The organism is Micromonospora marincola, from assembly GCF_056150385.1.
Map to the genome: position 1 here is coordinate 37,668 of NZ_JAXCFT010000026.1, position 19,670 is coordinate 57,337.

At 74.0% G+C, this 19,670-nt stretch carries 16 protein-coding genes and 1 pseudogene; 4 read left to right on the plus strand and 13 right to left on the minus strand.

Going from position 1 to position 19,670, the window contains the following annotated elements:
• Window positions 1-5 precede the first annotated feature (5 nt).
• From SM450_RS29390 to SM450_RS29405, 4 genes are all read right to left on the minus strand, one after another.
• Window positions 6-743, minus strand: a complete 738-nt coding sequence (locus tag SM450_RS29390; protein ID WP_474623033.1) for a zinc ribbon domain-containing protein — start codon at window positions 741-743, stop codon at window positions 6-8.
• Window positions 740-1,606 (minus strand): Nif3-like dinuclear metal center hexameric protein, encoded by an 867-nt coding sequence (locus SM450_RS29395; protein ID WP_474623034.1) that lies wholly within the window; start codon window positions 1,604-1,606, stop codon window positions 740-742. The genes SM450_RS29390 and SM450_RS29395 overlap by 4 nt, the downstream gene beginning before the upstream one ends.
• Window positions 1,607-1,708: 102 nt before the next feature.
• Window positions 1,709-2,290 (minus strand): flavoprotein, encoded by a 582-nt coding sequence (locus SM450_RS29400; RefSeq protein ID WP_474623035.1) that lies wholly within the window; start codon window positions 2,288-2,290, stop codon window positions 1,709-1,711.
• A 16-nt stretch (window positions 2,291-2,306) separates the two neighbouring features.
• Window positions 2,307-3,536 carry a helix-turn-helix domain-containing protein gene (locus SM450_RS29405; RefSeq protein ID WP_474623036.1) on the minus strand — a complete coding sequence of 410 codons (1,230 nt, stop codon included), beginning with the start codon at window positions 3,534-3,536 and terminating at the stop codon, window positions 2,307-2,309.
• A 225-nt stretch (window positions 3,537-3,761) separates the two neighbouring features.
• Here SM450_RS29405 and SM450_RS29410 point away from each other — a divergent pair, with 225 nt between their 5' ends.
• Window positions 3,762-4,442 carry a bifunctional DNA primase/polymerase gene (locus SM450_RS29410; protein WP_474623037.1) on the plus strand — a complete coding sequence of 227 codons (681 nt, stop codon included), beginning with the start codon at window positions 3,762-3,764 and terminating at the stop codon, window positions 4,440-4,442.
• A gap of 377 nt (window positions 4,443-4,819) precedes the next feature.
• Here the strand turns inward: SM450_RS29410 and SM450_RS29415 are convergent.
• The 5 genes and pseudogenes from SM450_RS29415 to SM450_RS29435 all read right to left on the minus strand — a co-directional run.
• Window positions 4,820-5,545, minus strand: a pseudogene (locus tag SM450_RS29415) (FAD:protein FMN transferase); the annotation flags it as partial.
• Between the two features lie 55 nt (window positions 5,546-5,600).
• The gene (locus SM450_RS29420; protein ID WP_474623038.1) at window positions 5,601-6,221 is read right to left on the minus strand and encodes an FMN-binding protein; all 621 of its coding nucleotides are present in this window, start codon (window positions 6,219-6,221) and stop codon (window positions 5,601-5,603) included.
• 13 nt (window positions 6,222-6,234) lie between these two features.
• Complete coding sequence (locus SM450_RS29425) at window positions 6,235-7,650, minus strand: ferredoxin reductase family protein (protein ID WP_474623039.1); 1,416 nt, start codon at window positions 7,648-7,650, stop codon at window positions 6,235-6,237.
• Window positions 7,647-9,020: a DUF1501 domain-containing protein gene (locus tag SM450_RS29430; protein WP_474623048.1), complete on the minus strand. Its 1,374-nt coding sequence runs from the start codon at window positions 9,018-9,020 to the stop codon at window positions 7,647-7,649. The genes SM450_RS29425 and SM450_RS29430 overlap by 4 nt, the downstream gene beginning before the upstream one ends.
• A 14-nt stretch (window positions 9,021-9,034) precedes the next feature.
• Window positions 9,035-11,122 (minus strand): DUF1800 domain-containing protein, encoded by a 2,088-nt coding sequence (locus SM450_RS29435; protein ID WP_474623040.1) that lies wholly within the window; start codon window positions 11,120-11,122, stop codon window positions 9,035-9,037.
• Between the two features lie 505 nt (window positions 11,123-11,627).
• Between SM450_RS29435 and SM450_RS29440 the strand changes: the two genes are divergently transcribed.
• Window positions 11,628-11,885, plus strand: a complete 258-nt coding sequence (locus SM450_RS29440; RefSeq protein WP_474623041.1) for a DUF3040 domain-containing protein — start codon at window positions 11,628-11,630, stop codon at window positions 11,883-11,885.
• A 51-nt stretch (window positions 11,886-11,936) separates the two neighbouring features.
• Here SM450_RS29440 and SM450_RS29445 read toward each other — a convergent pair whose 3' ends face one another.
• Window positions 11,937-12,980, minus strand: a complete 1,044-nt coding sequence (locus SM450_RS29445; protein WP_474623042.1) for an SWIM zinc finger family protein — start codon at window positions 12,978-12,980, stop codon at window positions 11,937-11,939.
• Window positions 12,977-16,447, minus strand: a complete 3,471-nt coding sequence (locus tag SM450_RS29450) for an SNF2-related protein (protein ID WP_474623043.1) — start codon at window positions 16,445-16,447, stop codon at window positions 12,977-12,979. Before SM450_RS29450 ends, SM450_RS29445 begins: the two co-directional genes overlap by 4 nt.
• 66 nt (window positions 16,448-16,513) lie before the next feature.
• On the opposite strand from SM450_RS29450, the gene SM450_RS29455 reads away from it, so the two are divergent.
• Window positions 16,514-17,359 carry a carbohydrate kinase family protein gene (locus tag SM450_RS29455; RefSeq protein ID WP_474623044.1) on the plus strand — a complete coding sequence of 282 codons (846 nt, stop codon included), beginning with the start codon at window positions 16,514-16,516 and terminating at the stop codon, window positions 17,357-17,359.
• A gap of 3 nt (window positions 17,360-17,362) precedes the next feature.
• Here SM450_RS29455 and SM450_RS29460 read toward each other — a convergent pair whose 3' ends face one another.
• The gene (locus SM450_RS29460; RefSeq protein WP_474623045.1) at window positions 17,363-17,884 is read right to left on the minus strand and encodes a DinB family protein; all 522 of its coding nucleotides are present in this window, start codon (window positions 17,882-17,884) and stop codon (window positions 17,363-17,365) included.
• Between the two features lie 83 nt (window positions 17,885-17,967).
• Here SM450_RS29460 and SM450_RS29465 point away from each other — a divergent pair, with 83 nt between their 5' ends.
• On the plus strand, window positions 17,968-18,174 hold the full coding sequence (locus tag SM450_RS29465; RefSeq protein ID WP_474623046.1) for a hypothetical protein: 207 nt from the start codon (window positions 17,968-17,970) through the stop codon (window positions 18,172-18,174).
• Between the two features lie 63 nt (window positions 18,175-18,237).
• Here SM450_RS29465 and SM450_RS29470 read toward each other — a convergent pair whose 3' ends face one another.
• A complete protein-coding gene (locus SM450_RS29470) occupies window positions 18,238-19,383 on the minus strand; it encodes a polysaccharide pyruvyl transferase family protein (RefSeq protein WP_474623047.1) in 1,146 nt (381 codons plus the stop codon).
• Between the last annotated feature and the right edge of the window lie 287 nt (window positions 19,384-19,670).

Genomic DNA, 19,670 nt, shown 5'->3' on the forward strand with positions numbered 1-19,670 from the left:
GACGGCTACAGTCCCGACTCGTTGGTCCGGACCATGATCCGGCGGCAGTCCTCGCAGCGGACCACGTCGTCCGGGTCCGCCTTGCGGATCCGGGCCACGTCGGCGCCGGAGAGTTCCAGCCGGCAGCCGCCGCAGCGACCGCCGGTGAGCAGCGCGGCGCCCAGCCCGGTGTCCTCGCGGATCTTGTCGTAGAGGGTGACCAGGTCCGCCGGCAGGTCACCGGCGAGCGGCTGGCGGGAGGTGCGCTTGAACTCCTCCTCCTTGGCGATCTCGGCGAGCGCGTCGTCACGGCGCTGCTCGGCCGCGGTCCGGCGCTCCCGGGCCTCGGCGATCCGCCCCTCGATGCCGTCGAGTACGCCCTGCGCGGTCTCCCGCTGCTCCATCAGCTCCAGCTCGGCGTCCTCCAGGTCGCTCTGCCGGCGGTTGAGCGAGACCAGCTCGTGCTGGAGCGCCTCCAACTCCCGGGCCGGACCGCTGCCCGAGGCCAGCCGGGCCTCGTCCTTGCTCTTGCGCGCCCGCACCTGGTCGACGTCCTTCTCCAGGCGGGCGATGTCCCGGTCCAGGTCGTCGACGGCCACCTGGGCGCGGACCCGCTCGTCCTCAAGCGCCGACAGCTCGCGCGCGAGCGCCTCCAGCTCGGCCCGTTCCGGCAGGCTCCGGCGGCGGTGCGCGAGCTGGGCCAGCGTGGTGTCGATGGCCTGCAGGTCGAGCAGGCGACGCTGCACCTTCGGGTCAGCCTTCACGGTCGGGGCTCCTTGTCGTCCGGTCGGGGCGCGGCGGCGTGCACGGTCCACGGGTCGGTGTCCAGGTCGGACACCACGGTCTCGACGCCCAGCTCGTCGGCCAGGTGGGCGGCCAGGTCGTCCAGCCACGGCCGTTCGGTCGCCCAGTGGGCGGCGTCCAGCAGGGCCGGGCCGCCGGCGGCGAGGTGCTCGCCGGCCGGATGGTGGCGCAGGTCCGAGGTGAGGAACGCGTCCACCCCGGCCGCAGCCGCCTCGGCGAGGAAGCCGTCCCCCGAGCCGCCGCTGACGGCGAGGGTACGAACCATACGCCCGGGATCCCCCGCCGCGCGAACGCCCCAGGCGGTGACGGGGAGCACGGCGGCGGCCAACCGGGTCAGCCCGGCCAGGGTCATCGGGGTGGGCAGCTCGCCGATCCGGCCGATGCCCCGGCCCGGCCCGTCGGCGGGTGAGCCGGGGCGGGGCGGGTGCAGCGGGCGCAGCCCGGTCAACCCGAACCGGGCGGCCAGCGCGTCGGACACGCCCGGGGCGGCCACGTCGGCGTTCGTGTGCGCCACGTACAGCGCGACGTCGGCCTTGATCAGCCGGTGCACGATCCGCCCCTTGAACGTGGTGGCGGCCACCGAGGAGACGCCGCGCAGCAGCAGCGGGTGGTGCGCGACGATCATGTCGGCGCCGGCGGCGAGCGCCTCCTCCACCGTCTCCGGGACCACGTCGACCACGCAGGCGACCCGCCGCACCGGGCGGTCCGGCTCGCCCAGCACCAGGCCGACCCGGTCCCATTCCTCGGCCCAGGCGGGCGGGTAGCGGCGGTCCAGGGCGGCCACCACGTCGGCGACCGTGGGCGGCGATCCGGTTGTGCTCACGGCCGGCCAGCTTACCGGCGTCCGGCGGCGTGCACGTCCACGGCGGTTAAGCGGGGGCCCCGGCACAACCGAATGCGTTAACAAGGGGCCCCGGCTTACACCTCAGGCGACCGGCGCGACAGGCGCGACCGCGTCGCGCAGGGCGTCCAGGCCGGCCTCCCAGGGGAAGGCGTCCAGGTGCCGCTCGCCGGTCCCGGGCGGATGCAGGCGGACGACATCGTCGCCGAAGACCACCCGGACGCCCCACTCGGCGAGCCGGGCCAGGCTGGCCCGGAACGCCGGGTGCGCGGCCATCGCCGCGTTCGTGAACGGTACGGCCGCGATCGGCACCCCGAGCCCCTGCGCCTCGACCAGCAGGCCGAGCGCGAGGGTGTCGGTGATGCCGGCCGCCCACTTGTTGACCGTGTTGACAGTCGCCGGGCAGACGAGCATGGCGTCCGCCGGGGGCAGCACATCCAGGTCACCGGGGTTCTTGTAGTGCGTACGGACCGGGTTGCCGGTCTGCCGGGCCAACGCCGTGCGGTCGACGAACTTCGCGCCGTCAGGCGTGGTGACCACGCAGACCATCCAGCCGTCCGACCGGGCGAGGTCGACCAGCCGACCGACGTGACGGGCCAGCGGCGAACCGCAGGCGATGACGTAGAGCACCCCGCGGTGCCCGTTGCTGGTACGCGGACCGCTCATCCGACCCGGTCCGCGCTCATACTCCGACTCCCATGTGCTCAGCCAACTCCGCAATCGGCGGCGGCGGCGCACCCCGTGTGCGACGCAGCACGTCCGACATCAACTCGTGGGCGATGGGCCGGCAGCGGATCTCCGAGGGCGCGAGCCGGTCGCCCTGCAACAGCATCTCGCCGGCGCTCGCCACGTCGCCGATCTGGGCGTAGCCCCGGGCCAGGTCGAGCAGGTGGTGCGCGCGCCGCTCGGGCAGCAGCGCGTTGAACGCGTGCTCGTTGAGCTGCTGGTGCGTCTCCACCGCCCGCCCGCCGTCACCCAGCTCGACCGCCGCGGCGGCACGGTGCAGCTCCAGGTTGGTCGGGCCGAACGACGTCCAGTAGTGGTTGTGGTCGCCGCCCAGCAGGACGGCCGCCTCCGCGGCGCCGCTGAGCAGGTCGTCCACGGTCGCCGAGTCACCGATCCGGGCGGCGGCCATCGCGCCCTGGAGCAGCAGCATGCCGTAAACCGAGAGGCGCTTGGGGTCGCCGGCGTGGTCGCCGCCGGACGCGAGCCGGTCGGCGATCCGCACGTTGAGTTCCAGCGCCGGGCGGGGGCGGCCCATCGCGACCAGGGCGTTGCAGACCCGGGTGGTGGCGATGCCGGCGAGCAGGGGGTCGTCGGCCCGCTGGGCCACCGCCATCGAGCGGTCGGCGGCCAGCCAGGCCAGGTTGCACTCGCCCAGCTTGCGCAGCACCGACGAGGCGATCTGGTAGACCTGCGCGAGCAGGTGGGCGGCCTCGCGACCCTGGTCGTCACCGCCGTACACGGCGTCCGCGGCCTGCGCGTCACGCAGCAGCTTGGGCAACGCCCGGGTGAGCATGCCGTAGCGGCCGTACTGGTAGGTGAGCCAGGCGTGGTTGACCGCCTTGCGCATGTCGGCGAGCGGCGGCGGGAAGGGCGCCGCGTCGAAGTAGGCGCTCATCGCGTCGTAGCGCTCGAGGGCGGCGCGGATCTCCTCCACCTCGACCTGGTCGATGCAGTTGAGCGCGTCGGTGCGCCGCTCCGGGTCCTTGCCGTGCAGCAGTTGCACGTCGATCTGGAGGATGTCGGCGATCTCGTAGAGCACGGAGAACTTGTCCAGCCGGCGGACGCCGCGCTCCACCTTGTCCACCCAGCTCTTCGACTTGCCGAGCCGGTCGGCGAAAACCTGCTGGGACATCTTGCGACGGCTGCGCCAGTAGGCGACCCGCCGGCCTATGGGTAGTTCGTCCATCCGTGCTTCCTCCCCCGGTCGGCGCCGGCAGTCGGCCTGATGTCCACCAGATCTGCCCTGGTCGCACAGGTTGTGCGTCAGCCGTCCAGCCAATCCTCATAGTTTTCGTGCAAGTTGCACCAGCCGTTCGTCAACTCAACGACTGCGGGTTACGGCAGTGACGGTTTTCGACGTGTGGTGGTTCTCGACGGGGTGGCGGTGGACGGTTCGGTGGGACGAGAGGGGATGGCACACATGTGGGGGAACGTCCGACCGCGCGTCGCTCACCTGACACCGCTGGAACGGGTGCGGCTGCGCCGGGTCGCCGTCCGGTACGCGCTGCACGGCTGGCCGGTCACGCCCGGCGCGTGCCTGGCCAACAGCCGCTTCGTCTGCGGCCGGGCCGGCTGCCCCACCGTCGGCTGCCATCCGGCGCTCGAAGACTGGGACCACGGGGCGAGCGCCGACCCGGCCCGGGTGGCCACCTGGTGGCGCAACCGGCCGCACGGGGTGCTGCTGCCCACCGGACGCGCGTTCGACGTGCTGGAGGTCGCCGCCCACCTCGGTCGGCGAGTGCTGGCGACGGTCGCCAGCCACCCGGCCGGCCCGGGGGTACGCGGGCCGGTGCTTGTCACCCCGACCGGCCGGTGGATGTTCCTGGTCCGTCCCGGCGACCCGCTGCGGCCGGAGCTGGAGCACTGCTTCCACGTGGTGCGGCACGGCACCGGATCGTGGATCCCGGCCCCGCCGACCCGGCTGCCCGAGGGGACGGTGCGCTGGGCGGTCGCCCCGGAGCAGGCCCGGTGGCAGCTCCCCGACTCCTACCTGGTGCAGAACGCGCTGATCGAGGCGTTGCGGGCGGCCGGGGTCACGCTCACCCCGGACCTGTTCCCCGGCCACCTGCCACTGCCTCGGCGCGGTCGCTGACCGACGGTTGCCCGACAGCGACCTCCCCGCCACCGGGCTCGTTGTGTCAGTCGAGGGCGCGCACGCGCCAGAGCGGGGGTTGAGGATGTTTAAGGACGACGCGGCCCGCCACACCGGCGGCACCGAACCACCGCGGCACCGCCGCCGCCCGCACCCGTGGGGCTTCACCCGTCCACGGGGCTCCCGCCCGCCAGGCGGCTCCCGCCCTCCGGGCCCCCGCCCCGCCATCCTCCACCGCCCCCTCCGCTGACCGCACCCCCACCCCACCCGACCCCACCACCGCGTTGATCATGAAGTTGGCGGCGCGGAAAGAGATCGACATCGCCGCCAACTTCATGATCAACGGGCCGGGTCGGGGGCTGGGTGGGGGGCAGGGTGGGGGCAGTGGGGAGGGTGCGGGAGTGTAGGAGGCGGGAGTCGTCCGTTACCGCGGCGTGCTGCCACGGGGTGGGGAGGCGGTCTAGCCAGGTGAGGGCGGTGGGGGTGCCCATGGCGACGGCGGCTGTGGCGTAGGCGTCCGCCTCGCCCAGGTCGGGGCCGACCACGGTCACCGAGCGCAGGCCGACCGCGGGCGCGCCCCGGCGCGGGTCGATGACGTGGTGCCCGCGCTCATACACCCCGGAGGTGGCGACCCCGAGGTCGGTGCCGGTCAGCACCAGGCAGGTGGCCGACGGGTCCCAGGGGTGCCGCACGCCGATCCGCCAGGGCTCACCGGTGGCCGAGTGGCCGCGTACCCGGACGTCGCCGCCGGCGTTCACGCAGTGGTTCGGGGCGCCGGCCGCCACCAGCCGGTCCGAGGCGACCTGCGCCGCCCAGCCCTTCACGTAACCGGACGGGTCCAGCCGGCCGGTGGCGTACGCGTCGAAGAAGCCGTCCGTGGCCGTCCACAGGTCGGCGCAGCGCTCCAGCACGGCCCGCAGGTCGGCGGACGCCTCGGCCAGCGGCAGCTCGCCCCGGTCCAGCCGGCACACCTCGCTGTCGTCCCGGTAGGTGCTGAACCGCGCGTCCACCTCGCGCATCCAGTCGAACGTGTGCGCGGCCAACTCGCGCAGGGTGGCGTCGGGCAGGTCGTCGGCCAGGTCGAGGCTGATCGCCGTACCCATGATGTGCTCGACCCGGCGCAGGCCGGGCCGGGCAGCGGCGGCGGGGGCCAAGCCGTCAGGCCTTGTCGATCGCGCTCTGGAGCGACTGCTTGTAGGCGGTGCTGGTGTAGGTGGCGCCGGAGACGGTGCTCAGGTTGGCGCTCTGCCTGGCCACCACCTCGCCCGAGCTGCCGCTGTAGCGGGCCTGCACGTCGTCGCTGCGCTGCCCGGACTGCCCGCCGAGCGGCATGCCGGTCGCGGTGGCGTCGACGATCCGGCTGCCGCTGAGCGTGATCCGGACCTGGAGCGAGCCGTACTCGTAGCTGACCGACGACCCGGTGACCGTGCGGGTGGTGGGCTTCGGGGCCTTCGTCGTGGCCCTCGGCGCGGCCGGCGCGGTGCTGGTCTTGGTGCCGCCCCGGCTGGCCGGCTTCCGGTCGGCGGACGGGTTGGCGGACGGGTTGGCGGACGGGTTGGCGGACGGCTTCGTCGACGCGCGGGGCGTCGCCGGGACGCTTGGCGCGGCGGACCCGGGGGTGGCGCCGTCCGGCGCGGGTGAGCCGCCCGGGGTGACCGGGGCCAGCGCGGCCGGCACGTCACCGGCGGTGGCCGGCCCGACGCCCGGGCCGCCCTTGAGCACCACCAGGGCGGTGGTGCCGGCGGCCAGTCCGGTGATCGCGAGGAGCGCGCGACGCATGGTGGGTGCCTTCCTACAGCTCGAACGCGGTGAGGTGGATCTGGCGGCGGGGCACGCCCGCCGCCCGCAACACCTTGACGGACTCGTCGACCAGGCCGCCCGGCCCGCACAGGTAGACGTCCCGCCGGGTCAGGTCGGGCACCAGCCGGCGCAGCCCCTCCGGGTTCATCACCTGGCGCGGCCCGGGGTCGTCGCGGCGGCCGATGACGTACCAGACGGAGGTCTGCCGGGCCTGGGCGAGCCAGTCCAGTTCCCGGTGCAGCAGCACGTCGGCGGGCTGACGCGCGCGGTAGATCAGCGCCGCGCCCGGCGGCAGCTCCTCAAGCATCGCCCGCAGCGGCGCGATGCCGCTGCCACCGGCGATGAGCAGGGCCCGCTCCCGGGTGCGGTGCGCCGCGGTGAACGTGCCGAACGGGCCCTCGGCCCAGACCCGGGTGCCCGGGGTGAGGTCCCGCAGGTCGGCGGTGTGCCCACCGACGACCTTCACGGTGAGCCGCAGCCAGCGGCCGTTCGCCGCCGCCGAGGGCGAGAACGGGTGCGACTGCCACCAGCCGCCGGGGTTGAGGAAACGCCAGCGGAAGTACTGGCCGCCGAGCAGGTCGATCTGGTTGAGCCGGTGTCCGGTCAGGTAGATCGAGATGGTGTCCGGGCTCTCCGCCACCACGTCGGCCACCCGCAGCCGGTGCCGCAGGTTGAACGCCAGCGGCGAGACCACCCGGCCCCACAGCAGCGCGGCCACCACGAGCAGGTACGCGGCGATCCAGCCGGTGCGCGCCGGCCCGGGCTCGTAGAGCTGGGCGCCGTTGCTGAACTGGTGCGCGTAGCCGAGCAGCAGGGTGAGATAGCTGGTCAGGTGCAGGGCGTACCAGAGTTCGTAGGGCAACCGGCGACGCACCGCACGCACCGCGGTGAGCCCGACAAGCACCATGACGCCCGCTGCCGCGAACGCGGAGAGCATGTCCTCGTAGTCGGACAGCAGCGCGCCGACCTCGCCGAACACGGAGTTGCGCTCCTGCCGGGCGTAGCCCACCACCAGCAGGGACATGTGGGTCAGCACCGCGACAAGCAGCGTCGCGCCGAGATCCCGGTGCAGCCGGGAGATCCGCTCGCCGCCCAGCGAGCGTTCCAGCACGCCGAGCCGGCTCATCGCCAGCACCTGCATCAGCAGCAGGTAGCCGGCGATCAGGCCGGTGATCCGGCCACCGGCGGTGAGCAGGTCGGCGGTGTCGGCGAGCGAGCCGGCCGGGGTGTCCAGCCACCACGGCGCGACGGCGGCGACCAGGCCGAGCCAGAAGGCCGCCGTCAGGGCCCGCCGGCCGCCGGGTCCGCGGCGCGGCCGGCCGGGTGGTACGGAAGCAGCCGGACGGCCGCCGTACGGGGCGGGGTGCCCGGTACGACGGCCGGCGGCCTGGGTGTCCTGATATGTCACGCGTACATCTTGATCGGGGTGAACTTCTGCCGGGGGAAGACCTTGTCCACCTGGGCGGCGGTCAGGCCGAAGCGGCCCTGGGCCACCGATCCGTAGACGTTGAACATGTTGTTGTACTCCGGCACGTCGCCGCTGTCCAACTTGTCCAGCCCGTTCCAGGTGCCGAGCAGCGAACCGGCGAGCTTGCGCCCGGACAGCACGGTGACCACGCCGCCGTGCCCGTGGTCGGTGCCGCCGCTGTTCGAGGCGACCCGCCGGCCGAACTCGCTGGACACCATGATCGTCACGTCCGACGCCTGATCGCCCAGGTCGGTGAAGAACGCCGCCATGGCGGCGGCCAGTTCGTTGAGCCGCCGCCAGAGCTGGCCGCCCTGGGCGGTGCCCTGGTTCTCGTGGGTGTCGTAGCCGCCCATGCCGACGGTCGCCACCCGCACGTTCGCCCCACCCTTGATGAGCTGGGCGAGCTGCTGGAACGCGTTGCCGACGCCCTCGTACTTGACGCCGGCCGCGGCGGCGTACGGCTTCGCGGCGAGCTTCTGCGCGGTGGCAAGCGCGCCCATGCCCTCGATGACCGCGTCCTCCACCGGGTGGTTGATCCCGGTGAACAGGCCGCGGATCGCCTTCTCGGTGGCCGCGCGGTACTTGTCGTCGCCGTTGAGCCGCAGCTCGCCGACGCTGTTGAGGGCGAGCGCGCCGTTCACGCCGACGAGCGAGCGGGGCAGCGTGCTGCCGATGCCGACGCTGCGGAACGCGGTGCCCTTGCCGAGCGCGTCGACAAGGCTGTCCAGCCAGCCCCGGCCGCCGGTCTCACCGGGCAGGCCGCCCAGGTTGCAGGCGTCGGCGGCCTGGAAGTGGCTGCGGGACAGCCGCGGGTCGGACACCGCCGGCACGAAGCCGAGCTGCCCGGCCTTGAGCCACTTCTCCAGCGGGGCGAACGCGCTGGTCAGCTTGAACCCACGGGCCAGGGCCAGCGAGTCGTTGCCGAGCAGCAGGTCCGGGCGGGCCTTGCTGAGCACCGGGTCGCTTGCCGGCGCGACCAGGCTCAGCCCGTCCAGCCCGCCGTACAGGAAGACGTGGATCAGGGTGCCGGTCTTGGTCGCGGCGAACGACGCCGAGGTGGTGACGAACTGCGCGGTGGCGAGCGCGGTCGCGGTCGCCGCGGCGCCGGCCACGAAGGTACGCCGGGTGACGCCCCGGCCGTCCTGCTGGGCCTCCTCGACCTCCTCCAGCCGGCGGTACCGGTCCGCCTCGGCCGCGTTCTCGGCCGCAACGACGTCCGCCTCCGCGCGCAGCAGCGCCTCGGCCGGGTTGTCGGCCAGCCGCCGCAGGTCGGGGCATTCGGGGTGCAGGGGGTACGGGTTCACGGTCATCTCCATCGAATGCCTCACCGGAGGTGGTGCTGGGGGGACGCGAGGATCGTCCGCGCGACCGCGGCGATGGCCCCGTTGAAGGTGGCGTCGACCTTGGCGCCCTCGGACACCCCGGCCACGGCGAGCACGAGCTTCTTCTCCTTGGCGCTGAGCTTCTGGTGCACGAGCTTCTGGGCCAGCGCGTCCACGTACGCCCCGGCGGTCGTCGGCGGCTTCGCCACCAGCTTCTCCGGCTTGACGTAGGTGAACTGCTTGCGCCAGCCGCCGAGCAGGTCGCCTGCCTCGTTCCAGCCGTCCACCATCGTGCCGGCCGAGGTCCAGGCCAGGTAGACGTCGGCGTAGCCGTCCGGGGTGGGCTTGCCCATCGGGTAGTGGCCCAGCTCGCGCATCTTGTCCTGGATCTGCCGCAGGCCCTGGGCGAACGGCGTGCGCCGCTTGTCGCCCTCGAACCCGGCCGCCGCGTCCGGCCCGACGCCGAGCGACCGGTACGTGGCCACCAGGTACTCCATCGGGCGGCGCACCTTCTGGCCGACCGCGGCCCAGAACTCCGAGGAGCTGAACAGCGTCGCCAGCACCGGCCGGATCTGGCCCTTGTTCGTGGTGTACGCCTTGGCCAGCCGGTCCACGATCGACTTCGGCGGGGTGTCGGAGACGAACCGGGTGGCCAGGTTCTGCGCCACGTACTTCGCGGTCGACGGGTGCAGCGCGATGTACCGGATGTAGGAGTCGATCACCTTGTCGGCGACCTTCGGGTCGTTCGAGTTGTTGGCGTGGGTGAACCCGAGGATCTTCACCTTGCCCACGTAGTGCCGGTCGCCGAAGAACATGTACTTGCCGTCGGCGACGCCGCGCCCGGTCTGGAGCATGGCGGCCTGCCGCACGTCCTTCTCGGTGTAGCCGCCGTCGACGCCGACCGAGTACAGCTCCAGGTTCTCCCGGGCCAGGTTCTCGTTGATCGCGTCCTTGCGCGAGTCGACCTGGTTCAGATAGAGCAGCAGCGCCGGGTGCTTGTTCGCGGCGACGAGCATGTCCGGGTAGCTGCCGAACGCGTGCTTGCGGATGACGTCCTTGTCGAACGCGTTGCGGTAGGTCTCGCCGCCGTCGAAGTCGGCCGCCACGTGCAGGAAGTCGTTCCAGAAGTCGACCATCACCTCGAAGAGCTGGCGGTCGGACCAGATCTGCCGGGCGATGGTGGCGTCCACCGTCTCCCGCGCCGGATCGACGCCGCGCTCGTTGAGCTGGTCCCGCTGGTCGCGGAGCTGGGTCGGGCTGAGCTTGAGCGACGGCAGCTCGGACAGCTTCAGCTCGCCCTTGGTCGGGGCGATCTTCTCCGGTTCGAGCTGCTGACGCAGCCAGTCGTCGATGCCGAGCTTCTTGACGTCGGAGATCATCTTCGGCGTCGGGCCGAAGGTGGTCCGGCTCAACAGGTGACGGATCGGGTCCTTGGCGAGCACCGTCTTCACCGTCACCTGGGTCGCCGCGGCGGCGGCGGCCGGGCTGCCGAAGATCCGGCCGCCGGTCGGGGCGTTGCGCTTGAGCGCCGCGCCCGCCCGGGAACCCATGTAGCTCTCGTTCTGCTCGGTGTAGGTCCGCACCGTGCTGGGCTGCTGGCCGCTCGGCCGGGCCTGGCTGCCGTCGGTGGTCACCGTGCCGGTGGCGTCACCGGCCTCCGCGCCGTCGGTGAACAGGCCACGAAGCTGCGGGGACAGGGCCAGGGCCGCGCCACCGGCGACCACCGCCGCGCCGCCGATCGTGGCGAGGGCACGACGCCGGCCGCGGCGCGGGGCGTCGTCCTCGTCGTCACCCAGGTGGGGCAGTCCCGGGCCGGCCGGCGGCACGTACCCGCCGGCGGGCTGGGCGTAGCCGCCCTGAGCCGGGGCGTACCCACCGAAGCCGCCCTGGGGTGCCGGGCCGGCGGAGGCGAAGCCGTTCGGTCCGACCCACTGCGGACCCGGGGCGGGCTGCGGCGCCGGTGCGGGGTGACCGCCGGCGTACGGCGCGGCGGAGTCCAGGTCGCGGTAGCCGTCCGGGTGGGGGTGCTGGTATCCGTCCCAGCCGCGGTCGTCCCGGGGTCGACGCGGTGGCACGTTCAGGTCGGCCATGTACCTATCCCGTTTTCTTCGAGCGCCGGCACGCCTGCCACCCGGGGGTTGGGTGGGAGGGGCGGCGACGGTTGCCGGAGAGTTGCTACGGGAAAGTAGCCATGCCTCCGCCGCAGCTCAAGGCGGCCCGAAACCGCTCGTGAGCGCACTTAAGACGGTGCTCAGGCCCGGGGGCGGGCCATCCTGCGACCGCACCCCGGCCGGCACCCCCCGGAGCAGGGCCGACCTGCCCGCCGACCGCCCGAACGCGCGGTTTCGCCCCGCACCGCCCCGCCCACCCACGTTCAAGCCCTCAGGGAAACTTAAGGCGCCGCTAAGCGTCCCCTACCCCTCCGCCCCGCGCTCCCCCTCCTTGGCCCGCGCTCACGGAAAGAGTGGCCATCGGCGCGCGGATGACCACTCTTTCCGTGAAACGGGGCGCATGCCGCGAGGGGTGGAGGGCGTGAGGGGGTGGGAATCCGGGTATGCCGCCGAACCGCTGAAGCCGTGAGGGGAAGGCATCGCCATGCTCAGCCAAGAGGATCAGCGCAGGTTCGAACAGATCACCCGCCAACTACGGGAGAGCGATCCGCGGTTCTTCGCCCGGTTGGACAACCGGGTCCGGGGCCGCCGGGGCCGGTACATGATGCTGCTGACAATCGTGCTGTGGGCCTCGCTGCCGGCGATGACCGTGCTGGTCGGGCGGTTGGCCGGGGCGATCTGCGCCATGGTGCTGGTCGCCAACGCCGCCGTGATGTGGCGCTTCCGCCGCCGCCTGATGTGAGCGTAAGGAGGGGCCCCCGCTTAACGCCTCCGGTAGAGGAAGGGCCCCCTATTAACCGTTCGGCGCGCTCCCGAACTCCCGGTACGCGCGGCGCAGCCGCTCGGTCAGGCCCGGGCCGCCGATCTCCGGACCGGGCGGGGGTAGCTGCCGCAGCAGCAGCTCCGAGCCGGTGTCCAGGGTGGGCGGACGGTCGGGCAACGCCACCGGGGCGAGCCAGAACCGGTCCAACTCCTCCGCCGGCTCGACCGCCGGCAGTCCGGCCAGCACCCGGCCGGCGCCGGTCACCGGCAACGCCGCGACCGGCGATCCCGCCTCCTCAGCCGAGCCCGCCGCAGCCGAGCCCGCCGCAGTCGAGCCCGACACGGCCAGGTCCGCCGACGTCCCGGCCGCCGCAGTCGAGCCCGACACGGCCAGGTCCGCCGAGGTCCCGGCCGGCACAACCGGGTCCGCCGAGGTCCCGGCCGGCACGGGCGGCGCGGCCCGAACCGTGTCGCCGGAGCGGACACCGCGCAGCGTACGCAGCCGGTCGAGCAGGTCGCCCCGGGACCGGCCGCGCCAGTGCAGCAACTGGAACGGGTCGGCGTCGAACGCCTCGGCCAGCAGATAGAAGGTGGCCGCCAGATGCTTGCACGGCACCGCGAAATCGGGACAACCGCAGCGCTGCGCCAGCTCGCCGACCTCGGCCGGGAACAGCGGCGCGCCCGCCGCGTCGAACAGCTCCTCCAGCTCCGCCGGCAGGTCACCGGCGAGCAGCCGGGCGCTGAAGAACGCCTGCCCGGCCAGCTCCGCCTCCACCCGCCGCCACACCCTCTCCGGGTACGCCGGAAGCCCGATCCGCACCGGGTACGGGCGTGCCCGGGACCCCTGCACCTCGGCGGTGACAAGCCCCGGCGAGATGTCCAGCCGGAGCACCTGACCCCGGCGCGCGTACGACCGGCCACGGGTGAGCCGGGAGCCGAGCGCGAACGACTCCAGCACCTCCAGGAAACGCCGCGACCACCAGGACTGCCCGATCGCGCCCCTGGCGCTGCGCGCCCGCAGCCCGCCCTCGACCCGGCGCGGCGGCCCGAAATCCTCGAACCGACCGGTGGTCACTCGACCACCGCCCCCGACTCCAACGTGAACAGTTCGCGCAGCGTGTCGGTGGACAGCTCGGTGACCCACTGCTCCCCGCTGCCCACCACCGACCGGGCCAGGCTCCGCTTGTCGGCGATCATCGCGGCCACCTTCTCCTCCACCGTGCCGGCGCAGACGAACTTGCGTACCTGCACCCGCCGGCGCTGGCCGATGCGGAACGCCCGGTCGGTGGCCTGGTCCTCGACCGCCGGGTTCCACCAGCGGTCCACGTGCACCACGTGGTTGGCCGCGGTAAGCGTCAGGCCGGTGCCGCCGGCCTTGAGCGAGAGCACGAACAGCGGCGGGCCGTCCGGCGTCTGGAACTGCGCCACCATGGCGTCCCGCTCGGCCTTGCCGACGCCGCCGTGCAAGAACAACACCTCCCGACCGGTACGCGCCGACAGGTGCCCGCGCAGCATCCCGCCGAACTCGGCGTACTGGCTGAACAGCAGCGCCTTCTCCCCGGCCGCGAGCACCTCGTCGACGATCTCGTCGAGGCGTTCCAGCTTGCCCGAGCGCCCGGCCAGGGCGGAGCCGTCGTGCAGTAGCTGGGCCGGATGGTTGCAGACCTGCTTGAGCCGGGTCATGGTGGCCAGCACCAGCCCCCGGCGCTCGATCCCGTCGCTGGACTCGATCTTCGCCATCATGTCGTCGACCACGGCTCGATAGAGGGCGGCCTGCTCGGCGGTGAGGTTGCAGAGCACCTCCATCTCCAGCTTCTCCGGCAGGTCGGTGATGATCGACGGGTCGGTCTTGAGCCGGCGCAGCACGAACGGGCCGGTGACCCGGCGCAGCCGCTCGGCGACCTCGGCGTCGCCGTGCCGCTCGATCGGCTCGGCGAACCGCTTGCGGAACGTTGCGGCCGGGCCGAGCAGCCCCGGGTTGGCGAACTGCATGATGGACCAGAGGTCGGCGAGGCGGTTCTCCACAGGCGTACCCGTGACCGCGACCCGATGCCGCGCGGGCAGCGACCGGACCGCCTCGGCCTGGCGGGTCGCGGCGTTCTTGATCGCCTGCGCCTCGTCCACCACCACCCGGTGCCAGTCGACGCCGGCCAGGTCGACGGCGTCCCGGGCGGCCACCGAGTAGGTGGTGAGCACCAGGTTCGCCGCTCCGACGGCGGCGGTGAACTCCTCGCCCCGGGCCCGCTCGGCGCCGTGGTGCACGTGCAGCCGCAACTCGGGCGCGAACGTCGCGGCCTCCCGCTGCCAGTTGCCGACGAGCGACATCGGGCACACAAGCAGCGTGGGCCCGGCCTCCGGCGGGTCACCGGCGAGCAGCGCGAGCAACTGCACGGTCTTGCCCAATCCCATGTCGTCGGCGAGGATCCCGCCCAGCCCCAGCGACTGGAGGAAGGCCAGCCAGGCCAGCCCGCGCCGCTGGTACGGCCGCAGCGTCCCGACGAAGCCGGGCGGCGGGTCGGCCGGGGTGAGCCGCCGCTCCGCCTCACCTGCCAGCAGCTCACCGAGTGCCCCGTCGGCGACCACGTCAAGCACGGGCAGCTCACCGCCGCGTTCCTCGCCGGAGAGCCCCATCCGTAGCAGGTCCGCCACGGTCAGCTCACCCGTCGAGCGGAGCAGCCGCAGCCCGGCCTCCAACCGTTGCGGGTCCAGCTCGACCCACCGGCCGCGCAGTCGCACCAGCGGCGATTTCAGGTCGGCGAGCGACGCCAACTCCTCGGCGGTGAGCGGCTGGTCGCCGAGGGCCACCTCCCAGCGGTAGTCGACGAGCGCGTCCAGCCCCAACGTGCCGGCGGTGGCGGCGACCGCACCCGGCGCGGTGCGGCTGCGCGCCCGCAGCCGGGCGCCCAGGCGCGACGAGGAGCGCCGCCACCACGACGGCAGCAGCACCCCGAAGCCGGCCGCGTGCAGCACCGGCGCACCCTCGCGCAGGAACCGGTGCGCGCCGTCGGCGTCCAGCTCCATTCCCTCAGGCGCGGCGGTACGCAGGGCGGCGTCCACCTCCGGCCAGAGCCGGCTCGCCCGGCCCAGCTCGGCCAGGAGCGTCTCCTGCGGGTCCACGCCGCGGGCGGCGAGCGCGGGCGCGGGCCGCTGCCAGATGTGCCCGGCGTCGACCACGAGCCCCGGCTCGTCGGCCGGGTGCAGGCCGAACTCCACCTGCCAGGCGTCACCCTCGACCAGCTCGGCGACCGGGTCGGCGGCCGGTTCGACCAGGCGGAACGTGGCCCGTACCGCTCCACCTGCGGCGTCGCGCTGCCAGGCGTCCAGTTCGGCGCGCAGCGTCGCCAGGGCGGCCGGCTCGGCGGTGACGGCGCGCTCCGGGCCGGTGAGCGCGGCCAGCCAGCCCGGCACCGCGCCGACGCGGCGCATCCCCCGGGACAGCCGGGTGTCGGCCAGGGCCACCCGGGCGGCGGCGTCGACAAGCGCGTCAAGCGCCTCCGCCACCAGCTCACCCGCTCCCACGCCGTCCGCCCGCCCGATCCCCCCGACCGAGCCGGCCGCCGCAACCGGACCCCCCGCCGCACCCTCACCGGCCGCCGCAGGCTGACCCGCCACCGCAGCCCCACCGGCCGCCGCAACCTGACCCGCCACCGCACCCTCACCGGCCGCCGCACCCTCACCAGCCGCCGCATCATGACCCGCCACCCCAGCCCCACCCCCTGTCGCAAGCGGGTCGGCCGCCCCGAGCAGATGCGTGACCCGCGGGCTGCCCGGCGGTTTGGGTGCATCTGTTGTCGCCTGGGCAACAACAGATGCACCCAAAGCCGCCGGCTGCCATTCGCGGGCGGCGCGGGTCGCCGGGGGCAGGGCCAGCGCCAGGTCGCGGGCCCAGGCCGCGTCCGTGCCGGTGAGCAACGGCCGCCAGAGCGCCAGCGCGGTGGCCTCGTCCACCGCCCGCCGCCTACGCCGGGAGGCCGGCGAGTGAGCGGCGACCGGGTCGGCCTCGCCCGCCCGCCGCCCTCGCCCGCCCGCCGCCGAGTGATAAGCGGGGGCCCCGCCTATACCGGAAACGTTAAGCGGGGGCCCCTCCTTACCGAGCAGGGTGGGGAGCAGGCGGCCACGGGTCACCAGGTCGACGGCGAAGTCGGCCAGCTCGGCCAGGTGGCGCAGGCTCGCCCCGACCGGGTCCGGCCGGGGCGCGCGCAGCAGCGCGTAGGCGTCGTCCGGGGCGTACGCCAGGGCGGGGACCCGCCAGCCGGCGCGGGTGACCGGACCGCGGGCCGGGTCGGCGACGGCGGTCCGGACCAGCTCCGGCGAGTCCACCGGCGAGCCGGCGCGGGTGGGCAGGCCGAGCAGTACGGAGACCGGCTGGCCGGGTGGCGCGTCGAGCGCGGCGGCCAGGGTGGCGTGGTCGGCGGCGAAGGGGTGCGGCCGTTCGCGCGGTGCGCGGCCGGGCCGGCGGGGTGCCCGGGGCGGCAGCGTGCTGTCCTCGGCCCACAGGGCGAGCCCGGCGCCGGACAGCCACAGCCCGTGGATGACCAGCACGTGCTCTCCCCCTCGACGACGCCCGGGGGCCAGGATAGGCGGCCGGGCGTGGATATCGTCGGCGCCATGGTCGACCTTCTCGTGATCGGCGGGTTGGGTGTGGACGTCCGCGCCCGGGTGCCCGCGCTGCCGCTGCCCGCCGCCGACTCGCTTACCGTGCCCCCGGTCGAGCTGCGGATCGGCAACACCGGCGCCGGGGTGGCGCTGGCCGCGCACGCGCTCGGCCTGCGGGTGACGCTCGTCGACGTGCTGGGCGCCGACCCGGCCGGCGACGTGGTGCGGGCCGCGTTGGCGCGTACCACGGTGCGGACCGTGCTTGCGTACGCGCCGGCCGGCACCCGACGCTCGGTGAGCCTGGTCGACCCGGCCGGCCGCCGGATGTCGCTCTACGACCCGCGACCCTGGTCCGGTTCGCCGCCGTTCACCGACCGGGAGTTGGCGGCGCTCGTCGCCGGGGCGGCCCACACCCACGTGTCGATCATGGACTGGGCCCGGGACGCGCTGCCGGTGCTGCGCGGCGCGGCGTCGGTCTCCACCGACCTGCACGACTGGGACGGCGAGAACGACTACCACCGGCCGTTCGCCGAGGCTGCCGACCTGGTGTTCGTCAGCGGCGTCAAGCTGGGTGAGCGGGCCGGCGAGGTGGTGGCCGGGCTGGCGCCGCGCACGGTGCTTGTCACCGGCGGGACGGCCGGCGCCACGGTGTACGGCCCGGACGCGCCGCCGGCGCACGTGCCGGCCGCCACCCCGCCCGCGCCGGTCGTGGACACGAACGGCGCCGGGGACGCCTTCGCCGCCCGGCTGCGCGGAGCCGGCCCCCGGGACGCGGCCGGGTACGCCGCCCGGGTGGCCGCCGCCGCGTGCGCCCACGACGGGATGGAATATCCGGACGGGCTCCTGCCCCGCGACTGAGTCTCAGATCGCGCCGGTCTCCCCGTCGGTCAGCTCGCGCAGGATGTCGGCGTGCCCGGCGTGTCGGGCGGTCTCCTCGATCAGGTGCACGAGCACCCAGCGCAACGAGACCTCGCCGAGCTGCGGGTGCGGCACCACGTGGTCGAGGGCGAAGCGGGCGGCGACGGCCCGGGAGCGGGCGCAGGCCGCTTCGTAGGCCGCGGCGAGCGCCTCGACGGTGTCGTCGGGGCCGAGCGTGTAGCTGGCGTCGGCGTCGGCCTGGGAGGTGAGGTAGACGTCGCCCGGCTCCGGCGCGAACAGCCGGGCGAACCAGTTGCCCTCGACCAGGGCGAGATGCTTGAGCAGCCCGGCCAGGGTGGTCAGCGAGGGGACCAGCCGACGGGCGGCGTCGGCGTCGGCGAGGCCACGCGCCTTGCGTAGCACGGTGGCGCGATGGAAGTCGAGGAACGCGTCGAGGATCGCCCGTTCGTCGCCCGTGCGGGCGAGGACCGGACCGAGTGTCGGATCGATCGTCGAGGTCGCCATGTCCGGACCCTAGTCGCCGGGAGGGGCGGCCCGCTGCCCCGCTATCGGCTGCGCGTGCCCTCCGGCCGGGGCAGGATGGGCGCATGGCTTCCTCGGTGCACATCCCCCTGGTCGGCGGCGCGGCCGACGGCGAAACCGTCACGGTCGAGCTGGACGCCAACGGCCGCCCGCCGCTGACCCACCACCACCTGGGGCCGGGCGGGCTGGCCGAGGCACAGATCTACGAGCTGGAGTCGGGCGACCAACCGGCGCACGAGTGGGTCTACGCCTGGCGCGGCCCGGCGGCCTGACCAGGCCGAGCCGCCGGGCGGCTCACGCCGCCGAGCCGCTGGGCTGGCGGGCCGCCGGGTGGCTCACGTCGCCGGGGTCAGCGTCCGGGCCCGGATGCTGTCAAGCACGCTCCGCGTCACCTGCGAGGTGCCCCGCGCCTGGTCGCAGACCTCCGCCACCCGGCGGGCGGTCTCCCCGGCCCGGGCCTCCCGCTCGTCCCAGAGCCGATCCACCTCGGCCAGCAGCGGGCCCTCCACCTCCCGTTCCATGCCGCGCAGCGCCGGCACGCCGAGCCGCTGGGCCAGATCGAAGACCTTGCCGGCGTACGGCAGCGGCAGGAACGGCGTGTTCATCATGGCGGCGAAGATCAGGAAGTGCAGCCGCATGCCGACCGCGAGGTCGAAGTGGCGCATCAGGCCGAGGATCTGCGCCGGGCGGTAGTCGCCGTGCAGGATCCGACCCCGGTCCGCGGCGATCATGTGCGACAGCACCCCGTGCGAGTGCCGGATGTCGTCGCGTTCCATCGGGACGAAGAGGACGTACGCGTCGATGCGGTGCACCAGGAAGTCGCCGATCTGGGCGAGCAGCCGGTGGTAGCCGTCGACGTCGAGACGTTCCGCGGCCCGCCCCGGCTCGCGCACGCTCAGCCCGACCAGCCGGGACCCCGCGGGCACGCCCTCCTCGCGCAGCCACTGCGCGGGGAACTCCTCCGGCGTGAGCAGGAACGCCGGATCACCGGTGACGGTGATCGGGTTGACCAGGCCGGCCTCCTCCAGCACCATCCGCGACTCCTGGTCACGGACGGTCACCTCGACCGCCTGCGCCAACGTCTCGCGCACCATGCCGGTGTCCACGCCGTCGGTGAGCGGGCCGACCCCGACCGCGTACGTGAGCAGCGGCAGGCCCCGCTCCTGGGCGACCCGGACCACCCGTAGGTAGCGCCGGGCCTCCTTGTCGTAGAGGATCCCGCCACCGCCCAGGACGAGCAGGTCGAGCTGGTGGAGCACCTGGGAGGAGTCGACCCGGCTGACGCCCTCCCACGGCACCGCCTCGACGTCGGGGTGCGCCAGCGCGGTGTGCGCCGGGTTGCGGGAGAACACGATGATCCGCGCGTTCGGCTCGTGTTGGCGCAGATCGGCCAGGAGACCCGTAAGGATCGCCTCGTCGCCGAGGTTGCGTCCGCCGTACGAGCCGAGCACGCCGATGGTCAGTCCGGCGCGTTCCCGCATCCGATGCTCCTTCCAGGGGCGTCGCGGTGGCGTTCCCGCTGTTCCCGGTGAGGTAACCCCCAGCTCCCGTGGGGTGCGCGAACCACCCATCGCGCCCAGCAGGTAAGGAGGGGGCCCCGGTTAACGCATTCGGTAGAGAAGGGGCCCCCTCTCACCGCGAGGCGTTAAGCGGGGGCCCCGCCTAACCCCAATGCCGGGTAGTTAAGCGCGGCGGTGGTTCGTCAAGTGGGCGTGTTGGTGCTGAGACTGGCAGCGGGACTCCGGTAGGAGAGGTACGTCCGCCAAGA

Coding starts and splice junctions, on each gene's coding strand:
- SM450_RS29400 (WP_474623035.1), bottom strand. CDS start 2,290: ATGAGCGGTCCGCGTACCAGCAACGGGCACCGCGGGGTGCTCTACGTC.
- SM450_RS29430 (WP_474623048.1), bottom strand. CDS start 9,020: ATGACCGTGAACCCGTACCCCCTGCACCCCGAATGCCCCGACCTGCGG.
- SM450_RS29410 (WP_474623037.1), top strand. CDS start 3,762: ATGGCACACATGTGGGGGAACGTCCGACCGCGCGTCGCTCACCTGACA.
- SM450_RS29460 (WP_474623045.1), bottom strand. CDS start 17,884: ATGGCGACCTCGACGATCGATCCGACACTCGGTCCGGTCCTCGCCCGC.
- SM450_RS29440 (WP_474623041.1), top strand. CDS start 11,628: ATGCTCAGCCAAGAGGATCAGCGCAGGTTCGAACAGATCACCCGCCAA.
- SM450_RS29405 (WP_474623036.1), bottom strand. CDS start 3,536: ATGGACGAACTACCCATAGGCCGGCGGGTCGCCTACTGGCGCAGCCGT.
- SM450_RS29465 (WP_474623046.1), top strand. CDS start 17,968: ATGGCTTCCTCGGTGCACATCCCCCTGGTCGGCGGCGCGGCCGACGGC.
- SM450_RS29420 (WP_474623038.1), bottom strand. CDS start 6,221: ATGCGTCGCGCGCTCCTCGCGATCACCGGACTGGCCGCCGGCACCACC.
- SM450_RS29455 (WP_474623044.1), top strand. CDS start 16,514: ATGGTCGACCTTCTCGTGATCGGCGGGTTGGGTGTGGACGTCCGCGCC.
- SM450_RS29435 (WP_474623040.1), bottom strand. CDS start 11,122: ATGGCCGACCTGAACGTGCCACCGCGTCGACCCCGGGACGACCGCGGC.
- SM450_RS29470 (WP_474623047.1), bottom strand. CDS start 19,383: ATGCGGGAACGCGCCGGACTGACCATCGGCGTGCTCGGCTCGTACGGC.